Source organism: Microbacterium lacusdiani (assembly GCF_054779895.1).
Window position 1 is genome coordinate 66,632 of record NZ_BAAGXJ010000016.1, and the last position, 23,547, is coordinate 90,178.

The following is a 23,547-nucleotide window of genomic DNA, read 5'->3' on the forward strand; positions in this document are numbered from 1 at the left end:
GGCCGTCCGGCCGCCGCGGCCCTCGAACCTGTGTGCCCGCACATGTTCCGGGCGTACCGTCAGGACATGAATGCACAACTGAAGATCGCGGGGCAGAGCCCCGAACCGCTGGGTCTGGGGTCCGTCCTCATCGGCTCGCTTCCGGACACGCTCCTGACCGAGCGCGCACCTGACCGGTACACCGTCGAGGCGGTGTTCACGCGCCGCACGGATCACGACGAGGTCGTCGCGATCCAGAGCGCGGCCACGCGCTCCTTCCTGTCCGCCAACGGCTTCCCGACGGTCGAGCTGCGCGTCGCCGACCGGCGCCTGGAGATCGCGAACACCAATCTCGAGGAGCTTCGCGACGGCCTCGCCGCGGTCCTCGCCGAGCGGCTCGCGGACATCAGCTCCTCGCTCCTGGCCGAGCGCCACGAGCGCGAGCACCGCGTGCAGGACGCGTCCGACCGGGAGCAGGTCCGCGCCGCATCCGTCGCAGCGCTGGCCGAGTCGATCGGGTTCACCCGACGTCACGGCGCGGCGGCGGCCGACGACGACTCGCGCATCCAGGACTGGGCCGGCGAGGGCGGGGCCCGTTCGACTGCCCGCTGATCGCCGCACGCCGGGCTGTGACGCGGCTGACACGATGACACGGCAGATCGTCCGCGGGGGCCCCGCCACAGCCTCGGGAAACCGGTCACGGAAAAGTAACGACGAAGCCTTGTGCGCCGTTATCTGCCCGTTATAGAGTGCTTCCACCGGCAGCCGTTTTGCTGTGGCGGATGCCGGGACATGTGATTGCAGGACACTCTTGGTGCAAGGGACAGGGGGCCTGTCGGATGCCTCTCCGACAGGCCCCTCACCATGTCCGGATGTCGGCCGACAGGGCCGTCCGGATACGCTGGGGTCATGGCTGATCGCAGGCTCGCCGTCGAGGCGTGGGAGAGCCTGTTCCGCGCGCAGCACGAGATCCTCGCGGAGTTCGCGGAGGACTTCAGCGCCACCGAGCTGACGCAGCCCGAGTACGACGTGCTGCTCACCGTCACGCGCGGCGAGGACATGTCGTCGCGGCTGCGCGACGTGACCGCCAACATGCTCATCAGCCAGCCCAGCGTCTCCCGGCTCGTCGACCGGATGGTCGCGCGCGGCCTCCTGACCAAGTGCGCCGACCCGCAGGACGGCCGCGGCGCGATCGTCACCGCCACGGAGAAGGGCGCGCGCGCGTTCCGCGTCGTCGCGACGAACCACGGCCGCTCGATCGCCAAGCGGATGTCGGTGCTCTCCGAGGACGAGCTGCGGACACTGCTCGACCTCACCCGCAAGCTCCGCGGCGACCGCGCCGACCAGTGAGAGACCGTTCGCTCAGAGCGAACGAGCCCGCGCATCGATTCCGGAAAGCAGAGAAGGCCCCCGCCGAAGCGGGGGCCTTCTCATCACTGTCTCAACACAGTTCGTGCGGTTCTCGAGGGAACCTGCGCGCCCGAAGGGACTCGAACCCCTAACCTTCTGATCCGTAGTCAGATGCTCTATCCATTGAGCTACGGGCGCTCATGCCGTTGCCGTGGCAACCCGTCTACTGTACATCATGCCGCGGGGCCTCCGCGAATCGGGGCCCCTCCGGGACGCACCCCGGGCGCGTCGCGCGGCGTCAGGCCTCGTCGGCGTCGTCGCCCGCGCCGGAGCCGCCCTCGGCGGCCGCGCCGACCTTGCGCTTGCGCCGGGCCTGCGCCGAGAGCTTCTGCAGGTCGACCAGGCGCAGCGCCTGCATGCGCGCCTCGCGCATCGACTCGTAGTCGGGGTCCTGGTCGGGGCGCATGGCCTCGATGCGCAGCCGGCCCTCGAGGTTCGCCTCGACGTCGTGCCACGCGGCCTCGCGGGCGTGCTCGACGATGCCGCGCAGCTCGTCGACGTCCTCGGCCTTCAGGCGCAGCGCCTTGGCCACGCCCGAGTACTGCTTGGCGCGGCGGCGCAGGTTGCGCACGTCGCGGTCGCGGTAGTCGTGCGTGCCGTGCGGCTGCGTGTGGCGACCCCACGCGGCGCGGCGCGCCTTGGTGACAGCCGCGGCCGCCCCGTCCTGCTCGTCGGCCAGCGCGATGAGCGCATCCCGGGCCGCGTCGACGAAGTGATCCGGATCGAACGACTCCCCCAGCGAGATCGTGCTCACCAGGATGGTGTTCTTGACCGACAGGCGCGCCGCCGCGAGCGCGATGGCCACGCCCTCGTCGATGGCATCGGCATTGCGTCCCACCGCACCTCCTGATCACGATCCGAACCGGCGATACCGCCTCTACGAGCGTAGACGTCGCCGGCTCGGATCGTCCTGATCAGACGGCCGCGGGCACGGCCTCGCGCGGCGCCTCGTCGACGAGCTCCTCGACCGGCTCGACGTCGACCGGCCGGGCGACGACCGGCTGGCGCTCGGGCAGGACGGTCGGGTGCGCGCCGGCCATCTTCTCGACCACGCGCACCACCTGGCACGAGTAGCCGTACTCGTTGTCGTACCAGACGTAGAGCACGACGTTCTCGCCGTCGGCGATGGTCGCCAGCCCGTCCACGATGCCGGCGCGGTTGTTTCCGACGAAGTCCGTGGAGACGACCTCGGACGACTCGATGTAGTCGATCTGCTGGCGCATGGGCGAGGTGAGCGACACCTGGCGCAGGAACGCGTTGAGCTCGTCCTTGGTAGTCGGGCGGGCGAGCTGCAGGTTCAGGATCGCCAGCGACACATCCGGGGTGGGGACGCGGATCGCGCTGCCCGAGAGCTTGCCGGCCAGCTGCGGCAGCGCCTTGGCGACGGCCTTGGCGGCGCCGGTCTCGGTGATGACCATGTTCAGCACGGCGGAGCGGCCGCGGCGGTCGCCCTTGTGGAAGTTGTCGATCAGGTTCTGGTCGTTCGTGAACGAGTGCACGGTCTCGACGTGGCCGCGGACGACGCCGAACGACTCGTCGAGCACGCCCAGGATGGGCGTGATCGCGTTGGTCGTGCACGACGCGGCCGACAGGATCCGGTCGTCGGCCGTGATGTCGTCGCTGTTGACGCCGAACACGATGTTCTTGAGCGCGCCCTTGCCGGGCGCGGTGAGCAGCACGCGGCCGGCGCCCTTCGACTGCAGGTGACGCGACAGCGCCTCCTCGTCGCGCCAGCGGCCCGTGTTGTCGACGATGATGGCGTCCCGGATGCCGTACCGCTCGTAGTCGACCGTGGCCGGGTCGTCCGAGTAGATGACCTGGATCAGCGTGCCGTTCGCGAGGATCGTGTCGTTCTCCTCGTCGATCTCGATCGTGCCGGCGAAGGGGCCGTGCACCGAGTCGCGGCGCAGCAGGCTGGCGCGCTTCTTGAGGTCCATGTCGCCGCCCTTGCGGACCACGATCGCCCGCAGGCGCAGCCCCGAGCCGTTGCCCGTGTGGGCGAGCAGGATGCGAGCGAGCAGGCGGCCGATGCGGCCGAAGCCGTACAGCACGACGTCGGTCGGCCGCGGCGTCTCGGCGTCGATCACGGCCGCGAGCTCGGCGCGGATGAAGTCGTCGAGGTGGGCGTCCTCGTACGTGCCGCCGAGCTCGTCGTAGCGCGACACGAGGCGGGCCACGTCGATCGACGCGGCGCCCGGGGCGATGCGGTCGATGCCCTCGAGCACCGCGAGGGTCTTGACCGGGTTGAGCACGTCGTCGCCGGTCTGGCGCGCGAAGCGGTGGGCCTTGATGATCTCGATCGGCGACCGGTTGATGAGCCGGCGGCCGTGGATCGACGGCACGATGCCGTGCGTGCGGTAGAGGCGCCCGATCAGGGGGATCATCCGCTCGGCCAGCTCCTCGCGGGCGGTCCATTCCGCCCGGTGAAGCTCGTACTGGGGCGCCTCGAACTTCTCGCTCACGGTCGCTCATCACTCCTTCGTCGATGCGGGCGGATCGCGCCCGGATGTCACGGTGCCCGACGTTCGTCGTCGCGCAGTTCGAGAATACGAATGCTCCGCGCCACCTTTCGGTCAAGGGCAGAGTGAAGATCCGCGATTCTTATGACTCCATCAGGATCGAGCGCGGGGCGAGGCGCACGGAGCGCAACTGGATCCCCTTCCGCTTGCGTGGATGATCGTATATTATTTCAGATACGACCCTCGATCAGAGCAAAGGAGCTCGAGTGACCACCGAGCCGACCGACCCCCGCTTCGCCGCGCTGCCCCAGGCGCCCGGCAAGATCATCGCGGTCCACCTCGCGTACGAGTCGCGCGCCGCGCAGCGCGGCCGCCGCCCCAAGGCGCCGTCCTACTTCTTCAAGCCCGCGAGCTCCGTCGCCGCCAGCGGCGCCGAGATCGAGCGGCCCGCCGGCACCGAGCTGCTCGCGTTCGAGGGCGAGGTCGCGCTGATCATCGGCACGCCCGCCCGCCGCGTCCCGCTCGAGCGCGCGTGGGACCACGTCGGGTGGGTGACCGCCTCGAACGACTGGGGCCTGTACGACCTGCGCGGCAACGACAAGGGCTCGAACGTGCGCAACAAGGGCCGCGACGGCTACACGCCGCTCGGCCCGCAGCTGATCGACGCTCGCACGGTCGACCCGTCGGCGCTGCGCGTGCGCACGTGGCGCAACGGCGAGCTCGTGCAGGACGACACGACGTCGGACGACCGGATGATCTTCCCGCTCGCGCAGTTCGTCGCCGACCTGTCGCAGCACTTCACGCTAGAGGTGGGCGACGTCATCCTGACGGGCACGCCCGCGGGCTCGTCGGTCGCCGTCCCCGGCGACGTGATCGAGGTCGAGGTCGACGCGCCGGACGCTGAGGGCTCCCCCACGAGCGGCCGCCTGGTGACCCGCGTGGTCGAGGGACCGGGCGACTTCGACGAGAACATCGGATCGCTCCCGAGCGTCGACGACCTGCAGCGCGAGGAGGCCTGGGGCTCGCGCGAGGCCGCCGGCCTGCCGCCGATCGAGGCCACCGCGTCCGTGCTCACCGACACCCTGCGCGCCAAGCTCATGGAGGCGCCCGTCGCGGGGCTGTCGCAGCAGCTGCGACAGCGCGGCATCCGCGGCGTGTTCATCGACGGGCCGAAGAGCGACACCCCCGGCGCCAAGCTCGTCGGCACGGCCAAGACGCTGCGCTTCGTGCCGCTGCGCGAGGACCTGTTCACGACGCACGGCGGCGGCTACAACGCCCAGAAGCGCGTGTTCGACGCGGTCGAGCCGGGCGAGGTGATCGTGATCGAGGCGCGCGGCAACGCGGGCTCGGGCACGCTCGGCGACATCCTGGCCCTGCGCGCGAAGGCACGCGGCGCCGCCGGCATCGTGACCGACGGCGGCGTGCGCGACCACGCGCAGGTCGCGTCGTTCGACATCCCCGTGTTCTCGCAGGGCGGGCACCCGGCCGTGCTCGGCCGCTGCCACGTGCCGTGGGAGGGCGACGTGACGATCGCGTGCGGCGGCGCCACGGTGCAGCCCGGCGACATCATCGTGGGCGACGACGACGGCGTGATCGTGATCCCCCCGCCCCTCGCCGAGGAGGTCGCGGACGCGACGCTCGCGCAGGAGGCTGAGGACGCCTGGATCGCGACGCAGGTCGAGGCCGGGCACCCGGTCGACGGCCTGTTCCCGATGAACGCCGAGTGGCGCGCCCGCTACGAAGCCGAGACCGGTGCCTGACATGGCCTCCGCCGTGGCCGCCGAGAGCAAGTCGGAGCGCGCGTACGAGTGGATCCGGGAGCGGATCCAGCGCCGCGAGTTCAGCCCCGGCTACCGCCTCGTGCTCGGCCCGATCGCGCAGACGCTCGGCATGAGCGTCGTGCCCGTGCGCGAGGCCATCCGCCGCCTCGAGGCCGAGGGTCTGGTGGAGTTCGAGCGCAACGTCGGGGCGCGCGTGTCGCTCGTCGACCGCGAGGAGTACGCCCACTCGATGCAGACGCTCGGCGTCGTGGAGGGCGTCGCGACCGCGCTCGCGGCCCCGCTCCTCACGCCCGCCGACCTCGACCGCGCGGAGGCGGTCAACCAGCGGCTGATCGCGCTGCTGGACGACTTCGACCCCATCGCCTTCACGCGCCTGAACCGCGAGTTCCACTCGGTGCTGTTCGAGACGTGCCCCAACCCGCACATCCTCGACCTGGTGCACCGCGGCTGGACCCGCCTGCACAACCTGCTCGACTCCACGTTCGCGTTCGTCCCCGGCCGCGCGCACGAGTCGGTGCGCGAGCACGCGCAGATCCTCGAGCTCATCCGGTCCGGCGCCGCGCCGATCGAGATCGAGCTCGCCGCCCGGCAGCACCGCTGGGGAACCATGAACGCCTACCTGACCTCCCACTGACCCGAACCCTCCCGAAGGAGCCCCGCATGAGCACTCCCGTGACCGAGCGGCACGTCCCCGCGGACCTGCCCGCCAAGATCCAGCACTACATCGGCGGCACGCACGTCGACTCGATCGACGGCGACACGTTCGACGTGCTCGACCCGGTGTCGAACGAGACCTACCTGCAGGCCGCCGCGGGCAAGAAGGCCGACGTCGACGCCGCCGTCGCCGCCGCCCGCAAGGCGTTCCTCGAGGGCCCGTGGCCCAAGATGCTGCCGCGCGAGCGCTCGCGCGTCCTGCACCGGATCGCCGACATCGTCGAGTCGCGCGACGCCCGCCTCGCCGAGCTCGAGTCGTTCGACTCGGGCCTGCCCATCACGCAGGCGCTCGGCCAGGCCCGCCGCGCGGCCGAGAACTTCCGCTTCTTCGCGGACCTGATCGTGGCGCAGGCCGACGACACCTTCAAGGTGCCGGGCCGCCAGATCAACTACGTCAACCGCAAGCCGATCGGCGTCGCGGGCCTCATCACGCCGTGGAACACGCCGTTCATGCTCGAGTCGTGGAAGCTCGGCCCCGCGCTCGCGACCGGCAACACGGTCGTGCTCAAGCCCGCCGAGTTCACCCCGCTGTCGGCCTCGCTGTGGGCCGGCATCTTCGAGGAGGCGGGCCTGCCCGAGGGCGTGTTCAACCTCGTGCACGGCTTCGGCGAGGACGCGGGCGACGCGCTCGTGAAGCACCCGGACGTGCCGCTCATCTCGTTCACGGGCGAGAGCCGCACGGGCCAGATCATCTTCGGCAACGCCGCCCCGTACCTGAAGGGCCTGTCGATGGAGCTCGGCGGCAAGTCGCCCGCCGTGGTGTTCGCCGACGCCGACCTGGAGGCCGCGGTCGACGCCACCATCTTCGGCGTCTTCTCGCTGAACGGCGAGCGCTGCACGGCGGGCAGCCGCATCCTGGTCCAGCGCGACATCTACGACGAGTTCGTGGAGCGATACGCGGCGCAGGCCAAGCGCGTCAAGGTCGGCTACCCGCACGACCCCGCGACCGAGGTCGGCGCGCTCGTACACCCGGAGCACTACGAGAAGGTCATGTCGTACGTCGAGATCGGCAAGGGCGAGGGCCGCCTGGTCGCCGGCGGCGGCCGCCCCGAGGGCTTCGACGAGGGCAACTTCGTCGCCCCCACGGTGTTCGCCGACGTCTCGCCCGACGCCCGGATCTTCCAGGAGGAGATCTTCGGCCCGGTCGTCGCCATCACGCCGTTCGACACGGACGAGGAGGCGCTCGAGCTCGCCAACGACACCAAGTACGGCCTCGCGGCCTACATCTGGACCAACGACCTCAAGCGCGCGCACAACTTCGCGCAGAGCGTCGAGGCCGGCATGGTGTGGCTCAACTCGAACAACGTGCGGGACCTGCGCACGCCCTTCGGCGGCGTCAAGGCCTCGGGCCTCGGCCACGAGGGCGGCTACCGCTCGATCGACTTCTACACCGACCAGCAGGCCGTGCACATCACGCTCGGCAAGGTCCACAACCCCACGTTCGGCAAGGAGGGCGGCTCGGCTCACTGAGCGCCGCCCGACATCCGGATCCCCAGAACAAGAGCAAGGACGCTGACATGACCGACACCACCGACCGCCGGGGCACCAAGACCTCCTCGGGCTTCTTCGTCTCGCAGGAGGCGCCCATCGAGGCCGCCAACGCCGTCGCCACCCCCAAGGCGCCCGCGCCGGACATCCTGCGCTGCGCGTACATGGACCTCGTCGTGACCGACCTGCAGAAGTCGCGCGAGTTCTACGTCGACATCCTCGGCCTGCACGTGACCGAGGAGGACGACGAGGCGATCTACCTGCGCTCGACCGAGGAGTTCATCCACCACAACCTGGTGCTGCGCAAGGGCCCGATCGCAGGCGTCGCCGCGTTCTCGTACCGCGTGCGCACCCCCGAGGACCTCGACAAGGCCGTCGCGTTCTACGAGGAGCTCGGCTGCCGCGTCATCCGCAAGCCGGAGGGCTTCACCAAGGGCATCGGCGACTCGGTGCGCGTGGAGGACCCGCTGGGCTTCCCGTACGAGTTCTTCTACCAGACCGAGCACGTCGAGCGGCTGTCGTGGCGCTACGACCTGCAGTCGCCCGGCGAGCTCGTGCGCCTCGACCACTTCAACCAGGTCACGCCGGATGTGCCGCGCGCCGTGCGCCACTACCAGGACCTCGGCTTCCGCGTCACGGAGGACATCCAGGACGAGGACGGGGTCGTCTACGCCGCGTGGATGCGCCGCAAGCCCACCGTGCACGACACCGCCACGACCGGCGGCGACGGCCCGCGCATGCACCACGTCGCGTTCGCCACGCACGAGAAGCACAACATCCTCGCGATCTGCGACAAGCTCGGGGCGCTGCGCCGGTCGGACGCGATCGAGCGCGGCCCCGGCCGCCACGGCGTCTCGAACGCGTTCTACCTCTACCTGCGCGACCCCGACGGCCACCGCGTCGAGATCTACACGCAGGACTACTACACGGGCGACCCCGACAACCCGGTCGTCACGTGGGACGTGCACGACAACCAGCGCCGCGACTGGTGGGGCACCCCGGTCGTGCCCAGCTGGTACACCGAGGCGTCGCTCGTGCTCGACCTCGACGGCAACCCGCAGCCCGTCGTCGCGCGCGAGGACAAGAGCGAGATGGCCGTGACCATCGGCGCCGACGGCTTCTCGTACACGCGTCCCGAGGACGACGCCGAGATGCCGTCGTGGAAGCTGGGCGAGTACAAGCTCGGCCACCAGCTGTGAGGATGGGCGCATGCTGACACCGGAGCAGATCGCTCAGATCGCCGAGGAGCTCGCCGAGGCGGATCGCACGCACAGCGTGATCCCCCGCATCACGGCGCGGTTCCCGGAGGCGACCGTGGAGGACTCGTACGCGATCCAGGGCATCTGGCGCGACAAGAACCTCGAGGCGGGCCGCCGCCTGGTCGGCCGCAAGATCGGTCTGACGTCCAAGGCGATGCAGCAGGCGACCGGCATCACCGAGCCCGACTACGGCGTCATGTTCGACGACACCGTGTGGGAGTCGGGCTCGGTGATCCCCGCGGCGGACTTCTCGAACATCCGGATCGAAGTCGAGCTCGCCTTCGTGCTGAAGGAGCCGCTCGAGGGCCCCGCGTGCTCGCTGTTCGACGTGCTGCGGGCGACCGAGTACGTCACGCCCGCGCTCGAGGTGCTCAACTCGCACATCGAGATGGAGGGCCGCACGATCGTCGACACCATCGCGGACAACGCCGCGTACGGCGGCATGGTGCTCGGCGGCCGGCCCATGCGGCCCGACGACATCGACCTGCGCTGGATCGGCGCGATGCTGTACCGCAACGAGCAGATCGAGGAGACCGGCGTCTCGGGCGGCGTGCTCGGCCACCCCGGCAACGGCGTGGCGTGGCTCGCGAACAAGATGCACCAGCACGGCGACCGCCTCGAGGCGGGCGAGATCATCCTGGCAGGGTCGTTCACGCGCCCGGTATGGGCGCACGCGGGCGACAGCATCCTGTGCGACTACGGACCGATGGGAGTCGTGTCATGCCGCTTCGTCTGAGCCGAACCCTGCGGCACCGGCTGGCGGCGACGGATCGCGCGCTGGCCGGCGGATGGGTCTGCTCCGGCTCGCCCGTGATGGCCGAGATCATGGCCGGCTCGGGCCTCGACTGGCTCATGATCGACATGGAGCACGGCCCGGTCGGGCTGAGCGAGGTGCAGGCGCTGCTGCAGGCGACCTCGGCGTACCCGGTCACGACGATCGTGCGCGTGCCCGCCAACGACGCCGTGTGGATCAAGCAGGTGCTCGACCTCGGCGCGCAGACGATCATGGTGCCGATGGTGTCGACCGCGGAGCAGGCCGCCGCGGCCGTCGCGCACGCGTCGTACCCGCCGAAGGGGCACCGCGGCGTGGGCAACGCGCTCGCGCGCTCCGGGCGCTGGAACCGTGTCGACGACTACCTCGCGAACGCCGCCGAGCACACGTCGGTGATCGTGCAGATCGAGACCGCCGAGGGCGTCGAGAACGCCCGGGCGATCGCGGCGACCCCGGGCGTGGACGGCGTGTTCGTCGGCCCGAGCGACCTCGCGGCGTCGATGGGACTGATCGGCCAGCAGACGCATCCGGATGTCGTCGCGGCCGTGCGGCGCGCGTTCGAGGGCGTGCAGGCGGCGGGCAAGCCCGTGGGCGTCAACGCGTTCGTCGAGTCCGCGGCCCGCGGCTACGTCGAGGCCGGCGCGCGGTTCCTGCTCGTGGGCGCCGACGTGGGCCTGGTCGCCCGCGGCTCGGAGGCACTCGCGAAGACCTTCATCCCCGCCGCCGACGCGACCGAGCGCGCGTCATACTGAGCCCCTTGCCCCGAGCTGTCGCTTCGTTGCGGCAGTTCGGGGCAATCGGCGCTCCCGGCCCCCGGCGGGCCGGGCGCGCGCCTAGGCTCGGGCGCATGATGGATCAGCGCCGGCTCCGGCAGATGGCGGATGCGCTCGCCGGCCTCCCGGGGATCGTCGCCGTGTCGCTCGGCGGCAGCCGCGCCCGGGGCACGCATCGGCCCGACTCGGACTTCGACCTCGGCGTGTACTACCGCGCCGGCGAGCTCGACCTCTCGGCGATGGGCGCGGTGGCCGCCCGGTGGACCGGCGAGTCCGCCCCCGTGGCCGCGCCGGGCGACTGGGGCCCGTGGGTCCACGGCGGCGCCTGGCTCGACGTGGAGGGCACCAAGGTCGACTGGATCCTGCGCGACGTGGCGCGCGTCGAGGAGCAGTGCGACCGGGCCGCCCGCGGCGAGTTCGCGTTCCATCCGCAGCCGGGCCATCCGCTCGGGTTCCTCGACGTGTCGTACGCGGGCGAGGTCGCCACGGCGATCCCGCTGCACGACCCATCCGCCGTGCTCGCGGGGCTCGCGGCGCGCGTGACGCCGTACCCCGACGCGCTGCGCCGGGCCATGATCGACGCCCTGTGGCAGGTCGACTTCCTGCTCGACGCGGCGCACAAGGGCGCGCGTCGCGCCGACACGACCTACGTGGCGCTGTGCCTGTCGCACGCCGCGATGCTCGTCGCCCATGCCTGGCACGCCGCCGCCGGCGCGTGGGTCATCAACGAGAAGGGCCTCGTCCCGAGCGCCGTGCGCCTCGGTCCCGTCCCCCGCCGCTTCGTGGACGTCGCCACCGCCGCGCTCGCGCGCCCCGGCGCGACGCCCGAGGAGCTCGCCGCGACCATCGACGCGCTCCGCGCCGCGCCGCGCCCTGCCGCCTGAGCCGGACCCGGGCCACGCCCCACCGGTGCGGCGGACATGCGCCGAGGCTCGTCGCATTCCTCGCCTATATTGCATAAGTGGCCCGACGCGGTGATTCCGAGACCCTGAGCGCCGAAGCCCGTGAGCGTCTGCGACACGACATCCTCGCCGGGCGATGGGCGCCGGGAGACAAGCTCCAGCTGATCGCCCTGTCGGAGGATTACGGCACGAGCAGCACCGTCGTGCGAGAAGCGCTCACCCGCCTGACGGCCGTCGGTCTGGTGGAGTTGATACCCAATCGTGGGTTCTTCGTGCCCCGTCTCTCACTCGCGGAGCTTCGCGACTTCAACGAGCTTCGCTGTCGTTCGGAGGAGTTCGGCATCGCGTTAGCCATCGAACGCGGCGACCTCTCCTGGGAATCAGGGGTCTTCGGAGCGCATCACACGCTCGAGCGCACGCCGCCGCTCGGTGTGGACGGGACGTTGAACGCGGACTGGGTCGCCGCCCACGCGGAGTTCCATCTGCACCTGATCTCCGCCTGTGGACTGCCCGTCCTGATCGAGCTTTCGCGGAGTCTGACCGACCGAGCGTCGCTGTATCTGCGCTGGTCCAGGGCCGTCACGCGCTCACTCGCCGACGCGACGAAGCGCGATCATCGTGAACTCCTCGATGCCGTGGCCGATCGCGACGGCGAGCGAGCGGGCACGCTGCTGCGCGCCCACTACACGCGGCTCACGGAGCACATCCTCGGCGAGGGCCTCATGCCGGAGGCCGCCGCCGGCTGAGCGGGCCGCGAATCAGTCACGCCCGGTCGCGCCCGCGCCGCGGCAGCAGGAACGCGAGGCCGAACATCGCCCCGGCGCACACGGCCGATGCCGTGAACACCGCGGTCGACGAGGCGATCACCGTGCCGGCCGCGTGCACGTCACCGCCGCGCGACGCGGCGATGCCGTTGGCGATCGCGCCCATCGCCGCGGCCAGCACGGCCTGGCCGATCGACCGCGCGAACATCACGGTGCCCGACGCGACGCCGCGCTCCTCCCACGCCACGCTGGACTGCACCGCGACGAGCGAGGGCACGGCCGCGAAGCCGAAACCGAGGCCCGCCGCGAACAGGATGACGGCCACGAGCGGGATGCTGGGCCAGCGCGCGACGAGCGCGATCGCGACGGCCGCCACGAGGACGAGGGCCGTGCCGCCGATGATCACGGGGCGGAACCCGAACCGCAGGTACAGCCGTCCCGACAGCGCGGCGGCCACCGGCCATCCGAGGGTCAGTGTCGCGAGCGCGAGTCCCGCGAGCAGCGGTGTCGCGCCCGCGCTGCCCTCGAGATAGGTCGGGATGTACGCGGTGTAGCCGATCAGGACGCCGCCCAGGATCAGGTTCAGCAGCGCGGTCGAGGCCACGACAGGCCGCGTGAAGATCCACAGGGGCAGCACGGGCTCGGGCGCCCGGCGCTCGACCAGCACGAACAGCACGAACAGCACGAACAGCAGCATGAACACCGCTCCCCCGGCGAACACCGCGAGCGAGACCGGCGAGTCCCACGCCCACGCGACGCCGCCCTCGAGCACGCCGAGCAGCAGCAGCGCCAGGCCGACGGTGAGCAGCGCGGCGCCCGCCCAGTCGATGCGGTGATCCCGCCGCTCGAGGCGCTCGTGGTACGCGCGGGCGATGAGGACGTACGCCAGGACGCACAGCGGGACGTTGATGAAGAAGATCCAGCGCCAGATGTCGAACTGCGCGAACAGCCCGCCGAGCGTGGGGCCGATCACCGACGAGGCGCCCACACGCTCGCGACGTAGCCCTGCACGCGGGCGCGCTCCTCGAGCGTGTAGATGTCGCCCACGATCGTGATGGTCATGGGCAGGATCGCGCCGGCGCCGACGCCCTGCAGCGCGCGGAACACGATGAGCGACGGCATGTCCCACGCGGCCCCGCACAGCACAGAGCTGACGAGGAACACCGCGATGCCGAGCAGCAGCACGGGCTTGCGGCCCAGCTGGTCGGCCAGCTTGGAGTACACGGGCGTCAGGACGGACTGGGCGAGCAGGTAGATCGAGAACAGCCAGGGGAACGCCTCGTAGCCGCCGAGGTCGGCCACAATCGAGGGCACGGCGGTCGCGACGACGGTGGCGTCGATCGCGACCAGCCCGGTCGAGACCATCACGGCGAGAAGGACGGGCCCGCGCTCGCTGCGAAGACCCACGGCGGCGGGGGATGTCACGCGTTCATCGTTTCATCTCGCGGAACCCCCGGGGCCCGTTCGCGCCGAAGTCTTCCGCCGATCCTCACGGCGCCGTGAGGAATCCATGAGGATCGCCCGGCGCCCTCTCGCGTGCGGAGTACGCTCAGCGCGGAGAGTGGAGGACCGGATGAGCGAGCGTGCGGTGAGGCTTCCCCGCGTGAGCACGGGGGCACTCGGCCGGGGACGCATGACGGCGGGCTTCGCGGTCGCGCTGGTCGTCGGGCCGCTCCTGTCGTGGCTGCTGTTCGCGGTCGCGCACGAGGAGACCCTCGCGGTCAACGTGCTCGCCTATCAGCTGCTCGTGGTCGTGGTCGCGCTGATCGGCGGCATCTGGCCCGCCCTGTTCACGGCCGTTCTGTCGGGCTTCACGCTCAACTTCCTGTTCCTGCATCCGCTGTTCACGATCACGATCGCCTCGCCGACGCATGCGCTGTCGCTCGTGTTCTACGTGGCGAGCGCGGTGCTCGTGAGCTGGATCGTCGACCAGGCCGCGCGCCGCGCCCGCGCGGCCGAGCGCGCGGCCGCCGAGGCCGAGCTGCTGGCGAGCATCTCGGGGAGCGTGCTGCGCGGCGAGAGCGCGGCGCAGGCGCTGGTGACCCGCGCGCGCGAGGCGTTCCACGCGACCGGCGCGCGGCTCGTCGACCTGGACGGCCGGATGATCGCGGCCGACGGCGAGCCGCCCCGCGACGGCCGCGCGCCGTACTCCGTCACGGTGGGCGCGGCGCGCACGCCTCGTGCGACGCTCGAGCTGCACGGCACGCGGCTGGGCGAGTCCGAGCGCCGCCTGCTCACCGTGGTCTCGGCCCAGCTGGGCGCCGCGCTCGAGCACCAGCGCCTCACCGAGGCCGCCCGCGAGGCCGACGCCCTGGCCGCGGCCGACTCCGTGCGCACCGCGCTGCTCTCCGCCGTGAGCCACGACCTGCGCCGCCCGCTCGCGTCCGCGGTGGCGGCGGTGGGCGGATTGCGCGCGCCGGGCAGCACGCTGTCCGAGGCCGATCGCACCGAGCTTCTGGCCACGGCCGACGAGAGCCTCCGCACGCTGTCGACCCTGGTGGCCGATCTGCTCGACGTGAGCCGCATCGAGGCGGGCGTGCTGGCGGTGTCGGCCGCGCCGCTCGACGCCGAGGAGGTCGTGCTCGCGGCCGCGGACGAGCTCAAGCTGCCGCCCGAGCGCCTCGACCTGGCGCTCGATCCGCACATGCCGCCGCTGTCCGCCGACCCGGTGCTGCTGCAGCGCGTGATCGTGAACCTGCTCGCGAACGCCGACCGGCACTCCCCCGCCGGCTCACCCGTGCGCATCGAGACGTACGCGTCGGGGCGGTGCGGGCGGATCCGCGTGGTCGACCACGGCCCGGGCGTGCCCGCCGGCAAGCAGGACGAGATGTTCGCGCCGTTCCAGCGGATGGGCGACACCGACAACTCCGCGGGTCTCGGCCTCGGTCTCGCGCTGTCCCGCGGCTTCACCGAGGGGATGGGCGGAACGCTCACGCCGTCGGACACGCCCCGCGGCGGTCTCACGATGACGGTCGAGCTTCCGCTCGCCGAGCCCCGCCCGCGGCACCCCGCGGCCGCGACCGAGCCTGGAGCCGACGAGTGAAGATCCTGATCGCCGACGACGACCCGCAGCTCATCCGCGCGATGCGCATCACGCTGGGCGCGCACGGATACGACGTGGTCACGGCGGCCGACGGCGCCGAGGCGATCGCGGTCGCGGCGCAGACGAAGCCCGACGTCGTGCTGCTCGACCTCGGCATGCCGCGCCTCGACGGCGTCGAGGTGATCCAGGCGCTGCGCGGCTGGAGCGACGTGCCGATCCTGGTCGTGTCGGGGCGCACCGGATCGGGCGACAAGGTGGACGCGCTGGACGCCGGCGCCGACGACTACGTCACCAAGCCGTTCCAGATCGACGAGCTCCTCGCGCGGCTGCGGGCCCTCGCGCGGCGGATGGGCACGCCGACCGGCGAACCGGTGGTGACCTTCGGCGAGGTGGTGGTCGACCTGGTGGCGAAGACCGTGACGCGCGGCGGCGAGCCCGTCCACCTCACCCCGACCGAGTGGCGCATGCTCGAGTTCCTCGCCCGCAACCCCGGGGCGCTCGTCACGCGCCAGACCCTGCTCAAGGACATCTGGGGCACGGATCAGGTCGCGGACTCCGGATACCTGCGCCTCTACATCTCGCAGCTGCGCAAGAAGCTCGAGGCCGATCCCGCCCGCCCGCGCCACCTGCTCACCGAGCAAGGCATGGGCTACCGCCTCGTCGGCTGACGCTCCGGACGTTGAGCGGAGCGAAGCGGAGTCGAAACGCGTCGAAGCCGCCGACGGGCTACAGGCGCACGACCTCGGTCACGCGCACCACGGCCGCGCCCAGCTCGTCCGACTCCGCCAGATCGACCTCGGCGCGGATGCGCCAGTCGTGGTTCCCCTCGGGGTCGTCGATGACCTGCTCGACCGACCAGAGGTCGCGGCCCTCCGTGATCCGGCACAGCTGCGGCGAGCGCGCGGCGCCCGAGATTCCGATCGAGTCGTGCTCGGCGAAGTACGCGTCGAGGGCCTCGGGCCAGCCGGCATCCGGGTCCAGCTCGACCAGCTCGTCGTCGGCCTCGCGCGCGGCCAGCTGCACGCGCCGGAACAGCTCGTTGCGCACCAGGACCGTGAACGCGCGGCGGTTCGACGTGAGCGACGGCGGCGCGGGCGGCACCACGGGCTCGTCCGATCCGTGGGCGTCCTGCCCCGAGACGAGCGCCTCCCACTCGTCCACGAGGCTCGAGTCGACCTGCCGCACGAGCTCGCCCAGCCACTCGATGATGTCGAGCAGCTCCTCCGTGCGGGCCTCGGCGGGCACGGTCTGCCGGATGGCGCGGTACGCGTCGCTGAGGTAGCGCAGCACGAGCCCCTCGCTGCGGCCGAGCTGGTACCAGGAGACGAACTCCGCGAAGCTCATGGCGCGCTCGAACATGTCGCGCACGACCGACTTGGGCCGCAGCTCGAAGTCGCGCACCCACGGCTGGCTGGTCGCGAACACCTCGAACGCCTGCGCCAGCAGCTCCGCGAGCGGCTTGGGGTACGTCACGTCCTCGAGCAGCGCCATCCGCTCGTCGTACTCGATGCCCTCGCGCTTCATGGCGCCGACGGCCTCGCCGCGCGCCTTGAACTCCTGCTGCGACAGGATGGCGCGCGGGTCGTCGAGCGTCGCCTCGATCACGCTGACCACGTCGAGCGCGTAGTGGCCGGTGCCGGCGGATCCGGGGGCGTCCTCGGGATCCAGCAGCTCGATCGCGGCCAGCGCGAACGGCGACAGCGGCTGGTTGAGCGCGAAGTTGGGCTGCAGCTCGACGACGAGCCGGATGTCGCCCGCGCCCGTCACCTCGACGATGCCCGCGTCGCGGAGGGTGCGGAAGATCGCGATGGCGCGGCGCGCGAGCGCATACCGGCGGGCGCGCGGCTCGTGGTTGTCGAACACGAGCGACCGCACGTTGCCGAACACGTCGCCGCCGCGTCCGATGACGTTGATGATCATGGCCGACGTGATCTGCAGCTGCGGCGTGAGGGGCTCGGGCTCGGCCTCGACGAGCTTCTCGAACGTCGCCTCGCTCCACGACACGAAGCCGGCGGGCGCCTTCTTGCGCTGGATCCGCTTGCGCTTGGCCGGGTCGTCGCCGGCCTTGCGCAGCGCCTGCTCGTTCTCGATCTCGTGGTCGGGCGCCATCACGACGACGTTGCCGTGCGTGTCGTACCCGGCGCGGCCGGCGCGGCCCGCGATCTGGTGGAACTCGCGCGCCGACAGGCGCCGCATCCGGGTTCCGTCGTACTTGGACAGCGCCGAGATCAGCACGGTGCGGATGGGCACGTTGATGCCGACGCCGAGCGTGTCCGTTCCGCAGATCACGCGCAGCAGGCCGCGTTGCGCGAGCGTCTCGACCAGGCGGCGGTAGCGCGGCAGCATTCCCGCGTGGTGCACGCCGATGCCCGCGCGCACGAGGCGCGAGAGGGTCTTGCCGAAGTTCGTGGTGAAGCGGAAGCCGCCGATCGCCTCCGCGATCGCGTCGCGCTGCTCGCGCGTGGCGACCTTGACGTTCGCGAGCGCCTGCGCGCGCTCCATGGCCGCGGCCTGCGCGAAGTGCACGATGTACACGGGCGTCTCGCGCTCCTCGAGCAGGCTCTCGACCAGCTCGTGCGCGGCGCGCTTCTCGTACGAGAAGTGCAGCGGCACGGGGCGCTCGGCTCCCGCGACGAGGGCGGTCGTCCGGCCGGTGCGGCGGCTGAGGTCGGCGCGGATCTCCGTGGTGTCCCCGAGCGTGGCGCTCATCAGCAGGAACTGGGCGCGCGGCAGGAGCAGCAGCGGAACCTGCCACGCCCATCCGCGGTCCGTGTCGCCGTAGTAGTGGAACTCGTCCATCACGACCTGGTCGACGTCGGCGCCGGCGCCCTGCCGCAGCGCGAGGTTCGCGAGGATCTCGGCCGTGCAGCACACGATCGGCGCATCCGGGTTGACCGACGAGTCGCCCGTCACCATGCCCACGTTCTCCGGGCCGAAGATGTCGACGAGCGCGAAGAACTTCTCGCTCACGAGCGCCTTGATGGGCGCCGTGTAGTAGGTCCGGCCGCCCCGCGCGAGCGCCACGGCGTGCGCCGCGATCGCGACCAGCGACTTGCCCGTGCCGGTGGGGGTGGCGAGGATCACGTTCGCGCCCGACACCAGTTCGATCACGGCCTCGTCCTGGGCCGGATAGAGGCTCAGCCCCTCGCCCTCGGCCCACTGCACGAACGCGTCGTAGATCCCGTCGGGGTCGCCGTCCGTCGCGCGCACGGACTCGAGAAGGGTGGAGGGCATCCCGTCGAGTCTGCCTCACGCGCCCCGCGATCGAGAATCGGTGCGGATCGGCCCTTCCGGGCGCTCATAAGGGCCGGACGGCACCGGACGACCCCGGGTCACCGCTCGAGCGGGACCCCGCCGTTCTGGCACGTGGCGCAGTACTGCGCGTTGCCCTTGGAGCCCGGCACGTCACGCACCTCGTCGCCGCACACGGGGCAAGGCTCGCCCGTGCGCCCGTGCGCCCGTGCACGCGCATCGCCGCGACCTTCTCGGCCTTCTGCCGGTCGATCGGGATGTCCCGGCGTGCGACGAAGGCGCTGCCGAGCACCTCGCGGATCGCGGCGAAGAGGCGCACGCGCTCGTCCTCGGTGAGCGCCGCGGCGTGCGCCGTGGGGGCGAGCTTCGCGACGTGCAGGATCTCGTCCGAGTACGCGTTGCCGATGCCCGAGAGCGACTCCTGCTCCTGCAGCAGCGCCTTGAGCTGCTTGCGGCGGCGGCCCGTGATCCGGTCGAACGCCTCGCGCGTGAAGGCGTCCCTCACCGGATCAGGTCCGAGCTTCGCGATGGGCGCCTCGCGCGTGGGGTCATCGGTCACCGTGAGGCTCAGCGACAGCCACTCCCCCGCGTCGCTCACGGCCAGCTCCGCGCCGTCCTCGAACCCGATCCGGGCGATCGCCGGCGGCGCGTCGTCGGGCTCGGGATCGCCGTCCTCGCGCCAGCGGGCCCAGCCCGCGCGGCCGAACCCGATCAGCAGGCTCGGCCCATCGGTGTCGAGCGCTACATGCTTGCCGAACCGCCGCACGCCGGTGACCCCGCGACCGTGCAGCTGCTCGGGGCGCCTCTCCCGCGACTTCCACGCGCGGAACTCCTCCAGCTCGATCCCGGCGATCACGCGGCCGGTCGCGGTCGCGCGCAGGAACCCGGCGAGCGCATCCACCTCGGGCGATTCGGGCATGCGGCCATCCTGCCCCGCCCGCAGCGCGCGGACCACCCCCGGTCGTCGAGCGGAGCGAGCGCCGGCGCACCGACGTCAGGCGGTGCACTCCCCCGTCGCCACCGGGGCGTCGAACCCGGCCATGCCGTCGAGCACGGGGCCGAGCTCGGTCGTGGTCATGGCATAGCCGATGTCGGCGCGGGCCTCGTCGCGCGCGAAGACCACGCCCGCGACCTCGCCCTCAGGCGTGAGCAGCGGGCCTCCCGAGTTGCCCGGCACGACCTCCGCGGCGAGCGCGTAGATCTCGCGGTCCGATCCGCCGCCGCCGTAGATGTCCTGGGCCGTGATGGTGCCGACCGAGACGACCGACGCGGGCTCGGTCTCGAACGGGCCGCCGTGCGGGTATCCCTGCACGGCGGCCGAGTCGCCCTCAGCGAGCGGGTCGACCACGGGCAGCGCCGCCGCGTCGACGTCGACCGCGATCACCGCGAGGTCGTCGGCCGGGTCGAAGTACACGACCACGCCGTCACGGGCCGGCTCGTTCGGCAGCTCCACGAGCACGGACTCGACGCCCGCGACCACGTGCGCGTTCGTCACGATCCGGTCCTCGGCGACGACGAAGCCCGATCCGGTCGAGCTCACGCCGCACGCGTACGCGACGCCCGAGATGCGGGCGACGGATCCGGATGCCGCGGCGAGCGCGCCGCTTCCCGGATCGACCGTCGGCTCGGGCACGTCCTGCCCCGGGTCCACGAGGCCGCCGATCGTCGGGATCGTGTCGTCCAGCACGACCGAGCGGAACTCGGCGAACGCACTCGCGAGGGCCGGAGGGGTCGCGCGGTCGATCGCGCGCAGCACGCTCGAGGACGCCACGGACGACGAGATCACCGGGATGCCGGCGGTGCCGATCGCGGTGCCGGCGGCGGCGAGCGCGAGCGCGGTCACGAGCACGCCGAGCGCACCGCCGAGCAGGCGCTCGACCGCCTTGAGCTTGATCTTGTCGGCGCCGTGCCGCAGCAGCCGGCCGACCGCGGTGCCGAGCGCCGCGCCGACCACGAGCAGCCCGACCACCGCGACGAGAACGGCGGTGCCGCGCCACTCGCGGTTCGTGACGGCGTCGTTCACGAGGGGCACGACCCAGGGGGTCGCGAGCCCGCCGAGGAACAGTCCTGCGAGCCCGCCGAGGCCCGCGAAGAAGCCGACGCGCGCGCCGACCACGAGCGCGCCGATCAGCAGCGCGATCACGACGATGTCGATCAGGTTCACGCGTCACGTTCCTCTCGCCGGGTGCCTCTCACGCTAGGCGACGCGGTTCGGATCGCGGCGGGAGGTTGCTGGGAACGCGTCAGGACGGATCCGCCGGCGGCGCGAGCAGCTCGTCGAGCAGCGCGAGCGCGGCCTCCTGCGGCGCATCCGGATCCAGCAGCCACTGGGTCTGCAGGCCGTCCGACGCGGCGATCGCGAGCGCCGCGACCGCGACCGGATCGACGTCGGGCCGGATGCGCCCGGCCGCCTGGTTGCGGCGGACCCTCTCGGCGAGGGTCTCGCGCTGCCGCGCGAAGCGCTCGGTCGCGAACTCCCGGGCCGCGGGGTGCTCCTCCTCCAGGGCGGAGGCGACGAGGGTCGAGTAGAGCTGCACGAGCCCGGGGACCTCGCGGTTGCGGGTGGCGGCGTCGCGCATCACCTCGACAGGGGTCGCCCCCTCGGGATGGCGCGGGCGCGCGCCGCCCGATTCGGAGGCCCGATAGACCTCGACCAGCAGCTCGTCGAGCGAGCCGAAGTAGTGCTTCAGCGCGGCGTGCGTGACGCCGACCTCCTCGGCGATGGCCCGCAGGCTGGTGCGCTTCGAGCCGCGCCGCGCGAAGACCTCGATCGCCCGGTCCAGGATCTCCCGGCGGCGCGCGATCCCCTTCGGATAGGGGCCGCGCGCGGCGGATGCGGGCTGCTCGTCGGTCACGTCGTCATGCTAGCGAACCCAAATCCTCCATGTGGAGGTTTTTCTGCTACCGTGATGCCATCCGGGGCCCAGGGCCCCTGTCGAAGACGACCCCGAAGGAGCGCGACCGATGCCGGTCCAGACGTCCATCCAGCTGTTCACCGTCAATGCCGCGCTCGAGGCCGACCTCGAGGGCACGCTCGCCCGGGTCGCCGCGCGCGGCTTCACGGCGGTCGAGCCCTACGACTTCGTGCGACGCGCCGAGCCGCTCGCCGCCGCGCTGCAGGCCCACGGCCTCGCGGCGCCGACGGGCCACGCGTTCCTGGCCTCGACCTCGTTCGTGAACCCCGACGGCAGCGGCACGACCGTGCCGGTCCCCTCGCCCGAGACGGTGTTCGAGGCCGCGAAGGTGCTCGGCATGCACACGGTCATCGACCCGTACACCGAGCCCGCGCGCTGGGAGAGCCGGGAGCAGATCGAGGAGACCGCGCGCCTGCTCAACGCAGCCGCCGAGATCGGCGCGCAGCATGGCATCCGCGTCGGCTACCACAACCATGCACACGAGCTCGAGGCGACGTTCGACGGCAGGACGGGCCTTGAGGTGCTCGCCGACCTGCTCGACGAGCGCGTCGTGCTCGAGGTCGACCTGTACTGGGTCGCGCGCGCCGGCGTCGACTCCCCCACGCTGCTGCGCACGCTCGGCGACCGCGTGATCGCCGTGCACGTCAAGGACGGCACGCTCGACCCCGAGCAGGTCGCCGCCTATCCCCCGGCCGACCAGGTGCCCGCCGGTCAGGGCGTGGTGCCGCTCGAGGAGGCGATCGCCGCGGCGACCGCGCTCGAGGTCGCGATCGTCGAGTTCGACCACTACGACGCCGAAGCCCGCGGCGGCGACATCTACGACGCGATCGAGCAGAGCCGGGCGTTCCTGAGCGGTCTCGGCCTCGACGAGAAGGTCGACGCCTGATGGCCGCCCCGGTGGGCGTCGGCATCATCGGCGCCGGCAACATCAGCGACCAGTACCTGACGAACCTCACGAAGTTCCCGGATGTGCGCGTCCTCGCGGTCGGCGACCTCGTGGAGGAGCGCGCCCGCGCCCAGGCCGACAGGTACGGCGTGCCGCGCGCGGGCACGCCCGACCTCGTGCTGAACGATCCCGACATCGAGATCGTCGTCAATCTCACGATCCCGGCCGTGCACGTCGAGGTCTCCGAAGCCATCGTGGCCGCGGGCAAGCACGTCTGGACCGAGAAGCCGATCGGCGTGAACCGCGAGGAGTCGCAGCGCCTGCTCGAGAAGGCCGCCGCGGCCGGCAGGCGCGTCGGCGTCGCGCCGGACACCGTGCTCGGCCCGGGCGTGCAGACGGCCAAGCGCGCGATCGCGCGCGGCGACATCGGCCGCCCGCTGTTCGCGCAGACGACGTTCCAGTGGCAGGGGCCGGAGATCTTCCACCCCAACCCCGCGTTCCTGTACGCGAAGGGCGCGGGCCCGCTGCTCGACATGGGTCCGTACTACGTCTCGACGCTCGTGCACGTGTTCGGCCCGGTCGCATCCGTCGCCGCGCTCGGCCTGCAGGGCACCCCGACCCGCTTCGTGCAGGTCGGCGAGTACGCGGGACACGAGTTCCCGGTCGAGATCCCCTCGACGCTGCAGGTGCTGATGGAGTTCGAGCAGGGCGGTCAGGCGCAGAGCCTGTACAGCACCGACTCGCCCCTGCTGCGCCACGGCATCGTCGAGGTCACCGGCACGGAGGGCACCCTGGTGATCCCCGACCCGAACACGTTCGGCGGCCCGATCACGATCACGCGCAAGCTGGAGCGCCACGTGGTGCCGCCGGAGCCCGTCGTGCAGGAGGTCGTCGAAGTGCAGCAGGAGGGCGTCCTGACCGGACGCGGCCTGGGCCTGCTCGACATGGTCCGCGCGATCCGCGACGACCGCCCCCACGTCGCCACGGGCGAGTTCGGCTTCCACGTGCTCGACACGCTGCTGGCGATCGAGGAATCGGCCGAGGCCCGCGGCTTCGTCCAGGTGCAGAGCACGCTCGCCGAGGTCGGCTCGCTGGGCGCCGACTTCGACCCCTTCGCCGCGACGCTGTAGCAGCCGCAACCGCCAAAGCG

General features: G+C 71.9%; 20 protein-coding genes, 1 tRNA gene and 1 pseudogene. 14 read left to right on the forward strand and 8 right to left on the reverse strand.

From position 1 onward, the window contains the following. Positions 1–66 precede the first annotated feature (66 nt). Positions 67–591 carry a hypothetical protein gene (locus ACYVGN_RS10150; protein ID WP_460790549.1) on the forward strand — a complete coding sequence of 175 codons (525 nt, stop codon included), beginning with the start codon at positions 67–69 and terminating at the stop codon, positions 589–591. Between the two features lie 297 nt (positions 592–888). Next, complete coding sequence (locus tag ACYVGN_RS10155) at positions 889–1,329, forward strand: MarR family winged helix-turn-helix transcriptional regulator (RefSeq protein WP_460790551.1); 441 nt, start codon at positions 889–891, stop codon at positions 1,327–1,329. A 125-nt stretch (positions 1,330–1,454) separates the two neighbouring features. Here the strand turns inward: ACYVGN_RS10155 and ACYVGN_RS10160 are convergent. From ACYVGN_RS10160 to ACYVGN_RS10170, 3 genes are all read right to left on the reverse strand, one after another. After that, a tRNA-Arg gene (locus ACYVGN_RS10160) sits at positions 1,455–1,527 on the reverse strand. Between the two features lie 100 nt (positions 1,528–1,627). Continuing rightward, on the reverse strand, positions 1,628–2,227 hold the full coding sequence (locus ACYVGN_RS10165) for a hypothetical protein (protein ID WP_055988558.1): 600 nt from the start codon (positions 2,225–2,227) through the stop codon (positions 1,628–1,630). Positions 2,228–2,303: 76 nt separating this feature from the next. Next, positions 2,304–3,773, reverse strand: coding sequence for a glyceraldehyde-3-phosphate dehydrogenase (locus tag ACYVGN_RS10170; RefSeq protein ID WP_460790617.1), 1,470 nt, complete (start codon positions 3,771–3,773; stop codon positions 2,304–2,306). Between the two features lie 341 nt (positions 3,774–4,114). Here ACYVGN_RS10170 and ACYVGN_RS10175 point away from each other — a divergent pair, with 341 nt between their 5' ends. The 8 genes from ACYVGN_RS10175 to ACYVGN_RS10210 all read left to right on the forward strand — a co-directional run bounded on the left by ACYVGN_RS10175 (position 4,115) and on the right by ACYVGN_RS10210 (position 12,283). Next, positions 4,115–5,608 carry a fumarylacetoacetate hydrolase family protein gene (locus ACYVGN_RS10175; protein WP_460790553.1) on the forward strand — a complete coding sequence of 498 codons (1,494 nt, stop codon included), beginning with the start codon at positions 4,115–4,117 and terminating at the stop codon, positions 5,606–5,608. A gap of 1 nt (position 5,609) precedes the next feature. Continuing rightward, complete coding sequence (locus ACYVGN_RS10180) at positions 5,610–6,263, forward strand: GntR family transcriptional regulator (RefSeq protein ID WP_055988548.1); 654 nt, start codon at positions 5,610–5,612, stop codon at positions 6,261–6,263. A gap of 26 nt (positions 6,264–6,289) precedes the next feature. Further along, positions 6,290–7,813 carry a 5-carboxymethyl-2-hydroxymuconate semialdehyde dehydrogenase gene (gene hpaE / locus ACYVGN_RS10185; RefSeq protein WP_460790555.1) on the forward strand — a complete coding sequence of 508 codons (1,524 nt, stop codon included), beginning with the start codon at positions 6,290–6,292 and terminating at the stop codon, positions 7,811–7,813. A gap of 47 nt (positions 7,814–7,860) precedes the next feature. Beyond that, positions 7,861–9,030 carry a 3,4-dihydroxyphenylacetate 2,3-dioxygenase gene (gene hpaD / locus ACYVGN_RS10190; protein ID WP_460790557.1) on the forward strand — a complete coding sequence of 390 codons (1,170 nt, stop codon included), beginning with the start codon at positions 7,861–7,863 and terminating at the stop codon, positions 9,028–9,030. Positions 9,031–9,040: 10 nt separating this feature from the next. Next, complete coding sequence (gene hpaH, locus ACYVGN_RS10195; RefSeq protein ID WP_460790559.1) at positions 9,041–9,826, forward strand: 2-oxo-hept-4-ene-1,7-dioate hydratase; 786 nt, start codon at positions 9,041–9,043, stop codon at positions 9,824–9,826. Beyond that, positions 9,811–10,614 (forward strand): HpcH/HpaI aldolase family protein, encoded by an 804-nt coding sequence (locus tag ACYVGN_RS10200; RefSeq protein WP_460790561.1) that lies wholly within the window; start codon positions 9,811–9,813, stop codon positions 10,612–10,614. Before hpaH ends, ACYVGN_RS10200 begins: the two co-directional genes overlap by 16 nt. A gap of 95 nt (positions 10,615–10,709) precedes the next feature. Then, positions 10,710–11,519: a nucleotidyltransferase domain-containing protein gene (locus ACYVGN_RS10205; protein WP_460790563.1), complete on the forward strand. Its 810-nt coding sequence runs from the start codon at positions 10,710–10,712 to the stop codon at positions 11,517–11,519. A 77-nt stretch (positions 11,520–11,596) separates the two neighbouring features. Continuing rightward, the gene (locus ACYVGN_RS10210; protein WP_460790565.1) at positions 11,597–12,283 is read left to right on the forward strand and encodes a GntR family transcriptional regulator; all 687 of its coding nucleotides are present in this window, start codon (positions 11,597–11,599) and stop codon (positions 12,281–12,283) included. A gap of 16 nt (positions 12,284–12,299) precedes the next feature. Here the strand turns inward: ACYVGN_RS10210 and ACYVGN_RS10215 are convergent. Continuing rightward, positions 12,300–13,666 (reverse strand): annotated as a pseudogene (locus ACYVGN_RS10215) (MFS transporter). Positions 13,667–13,904: 238 nt separating this feature from the next. Here ACYVGN_RS10215 and ACYVGN_RS10220 point away from each other — a divergent pair. Continuing rightward, the gene (locus tag ACYVGN_RS10220; RefSeq protein ID WP_460790567.1) at positions 13,905–15,344 is read left to right on the forward strand and encodes a sensor histidine kinase; all 1,440 of its coding nucleotides are present in this window, start codon (positions 13,905–13,907) and stop codon (positions 15,342–15,344) included. Continuing rightward, positions 15,341–16,012 carry a response regulator gene (locus ACYVGN_RS10225; RefSeq protein ID WP_134747226.1) on the forward strand — a complete coding sequence of 224 codons (672 nt, stop codon included), beginning with the start codon at positions 15,341–15,343 and terminating at the stop codon, positions 16,010–16,012. The genes ACYVGN_RS10220 and ACYVGN_RS10225 overlap by 4 nt, the downstream gene beginning before the upstream one ends. A 58-nt stretch (positions 16,013–16,070) precedes the next feature. Here the strand turns inward: ACYVGN_RS10225 and ACYVGN_RS10230 are convergent, their stop codons facing one another. From ACYVGN_RS10230 to ACYVGN_RS10245, 4 genes are all read right to left on the reverse strand, one after another. Beyond that, on the reverse strand, positions 16,071–18,578 hold the full coding sequence (locus tag ACYVGN_RS10230) for a DEAD/DEAH box helicase (RefSeq protein WP_460790569.1): 2,508 nt from the start codon (positions 18,576–18,578) through the stop codon (positions 16,071–16,073). Positions 18,579–18,642: 64 nt separating this feature from the next. Continuing rightward, positions 18,643–19,515, reverse strand: coding sequence for a DNA-formamidopyrimidine glycosylase family protein (locus tag ACYVGN_RS10235; protein WP_460790571.1), 873 nt, complete (start codon positions 19,513–19,515; stop codon positions 18,643–18,645). A 75-nt stretch (positions 19,516–19,590) separates the two neighbouring features. After that, positions 19,591–20,760, reverse strand: a complete 1,170-nt coding sequence (locus ACYVGN_RS10240) for a MarP family serine protease (protein WP_460790573.1) — start codon at positions 20,758–20,760, stop codon at positions 19,591–19,593. A 79-nt stretch (positions 20,761–20,839) separates the two neighbouring features. Then, positions 20,840–21,451 carry a TetR/AcrR family transcriptional regulator gene (locus ACYVGN_RS10245; protein WP_460790575.1) on the reverse strand — a complete coding sequence of 204 codons (612 nt, stop codon included), beginning with the start codon at positions 21,449–21,451 and terminating at the stop codon, positions 20,840–20,842. Between the two features lie 109 nt (positions 21,452–21,560). On the opposite strand from ACYVGN_RS10245, the gene ACYVGN_RS10250 reads away from it, so the two are divergent. Together ACYVGN_RS10250 and ACYVGN_RS10255 are read left to right on the forward strand one after the other, a co-directional pair. Next, positions 21,561–22,397: a sugar phosphate isomerase/epimerase family protein gene (locus tag ACYVGN_RS10250; RefSeq protein ID WP_460790576.1), complete on the forward strand. Its 837-nt coding sequence runs from the start codon at positions 21,561–21,563 to the stop codon at positions 22,395–22,397. Beyond that, entirely contained in the window at positions 22,397–23,527 is a 1,131-nt protein-coding gene (locus tag ACYVGN_RS10255) for a Gfo/Idh/MocA family protein (protein ID WP_460790578.1), read from the forward strand. The genes ACYVGN_RS10250 and ACYVGN_RS10255 overlap by 1 nt, the downstream gene beginning before the upstream one ends. Positions 23,528–23,547 lie beyond the last annotated feature (20 nt).

Excerpts from the sequence above, each read along its gene's own strand:
- ACYVGN_RS10255 (WP_460790578.1), top strand. The coding sequence starts at position 22,397 with ATGGCCGCCCCGGTGGGCGTCGGCATCATCGGCGCCGGCAACATCAGC.
- ACYVGN_RS10230 (WP_460790569.1), bottom strand. The coding sequence starts at position 18,578 with ATGCCCTCCACCCTTCTCGAGTCCGTGCGCGCGACGGACGGCGACCCC.
- ACYVGN_RS10200 (WP_460790561.1), top strand. The coding sequence starts at position 9,811 with ATGCCGCTTCGTCTGAGCCGAACCCTGCGGCACCGGCTGGCGGCGACG.
- hpaH (WP_460790559.1), top strand. The coding sequence starts at position 9,041 with ATGCTGACACCGGAGCAGATCGCTCAGATCGCCGAGGAGCTCGCCGAG.
- ACYVGN_RS10180 (WP_055988548.1), top strand. The coding sequence starts at position 5,610 with ATGGCCTCCGCCGTGGCCGCCGAGAGCAAGTCGGAGCGCGCGTACGAG.
- ACYVGN_RS10250 (WP_460790576.1), top strand. The coding sequence starts at position 21,561 with ATGCCGGTCCAGACGTCCATCCAGCTGTTCACCGTCAATGCCGCGCTC.
- ACYVGN_RS10205 (WP_460790563.1), top strand. The coding sequence starts at position 10,710 with ATGATGGATCAGCGCCGGCTCCGGCAGATGGCGGATGCGCTCGCCGGC.
- ACYVGN_RS10170 (WP_460790617.1), bottom strand. The coding sequence starts at position 3,773 with ATGATCCCCCTGATCGGGCGCCTCTACCGCACGCACGGCATCGTGCCG.
- hpaE (WP_460790555.1), top strand. The coding sequence starts at position 6,290 with ATGAGCACTCCCGTGACCGAGCGGCACGTCCCCGCGGACCTGCCCGCC.
- ACYVGN_RS10150 (WP_460790549.1), top strand. The coding sequence starts at position 67 with ATGAATGCACAACTGAAGATCGCGGGGCAGAGCCCCGAACCGCTGGGT.
- ACYVGN_RS10155 (WP_460790551.1), top strand. The coding sequence starts at position 889 with ATGGCTGATCGCAGGCTCGCCGTCGAGGCGTGGGAGAGCCTGTTCCGC.
- ACYVGN_RS10235 (WP_460790571.1), bottom strand. The coding sequence starts at position 19,515 with ATGCCCGAATCGCCCGAGGTGGATGCGCTCGCCGGGTTCCTGCGCGCG.
- hpaD (WP_460790557.1), top strand. The coding sequence starts at position 7,861 with ATGACCGACACCACCGACCGCCGGGGCACCAAGACCTCCTCGGGCTTC.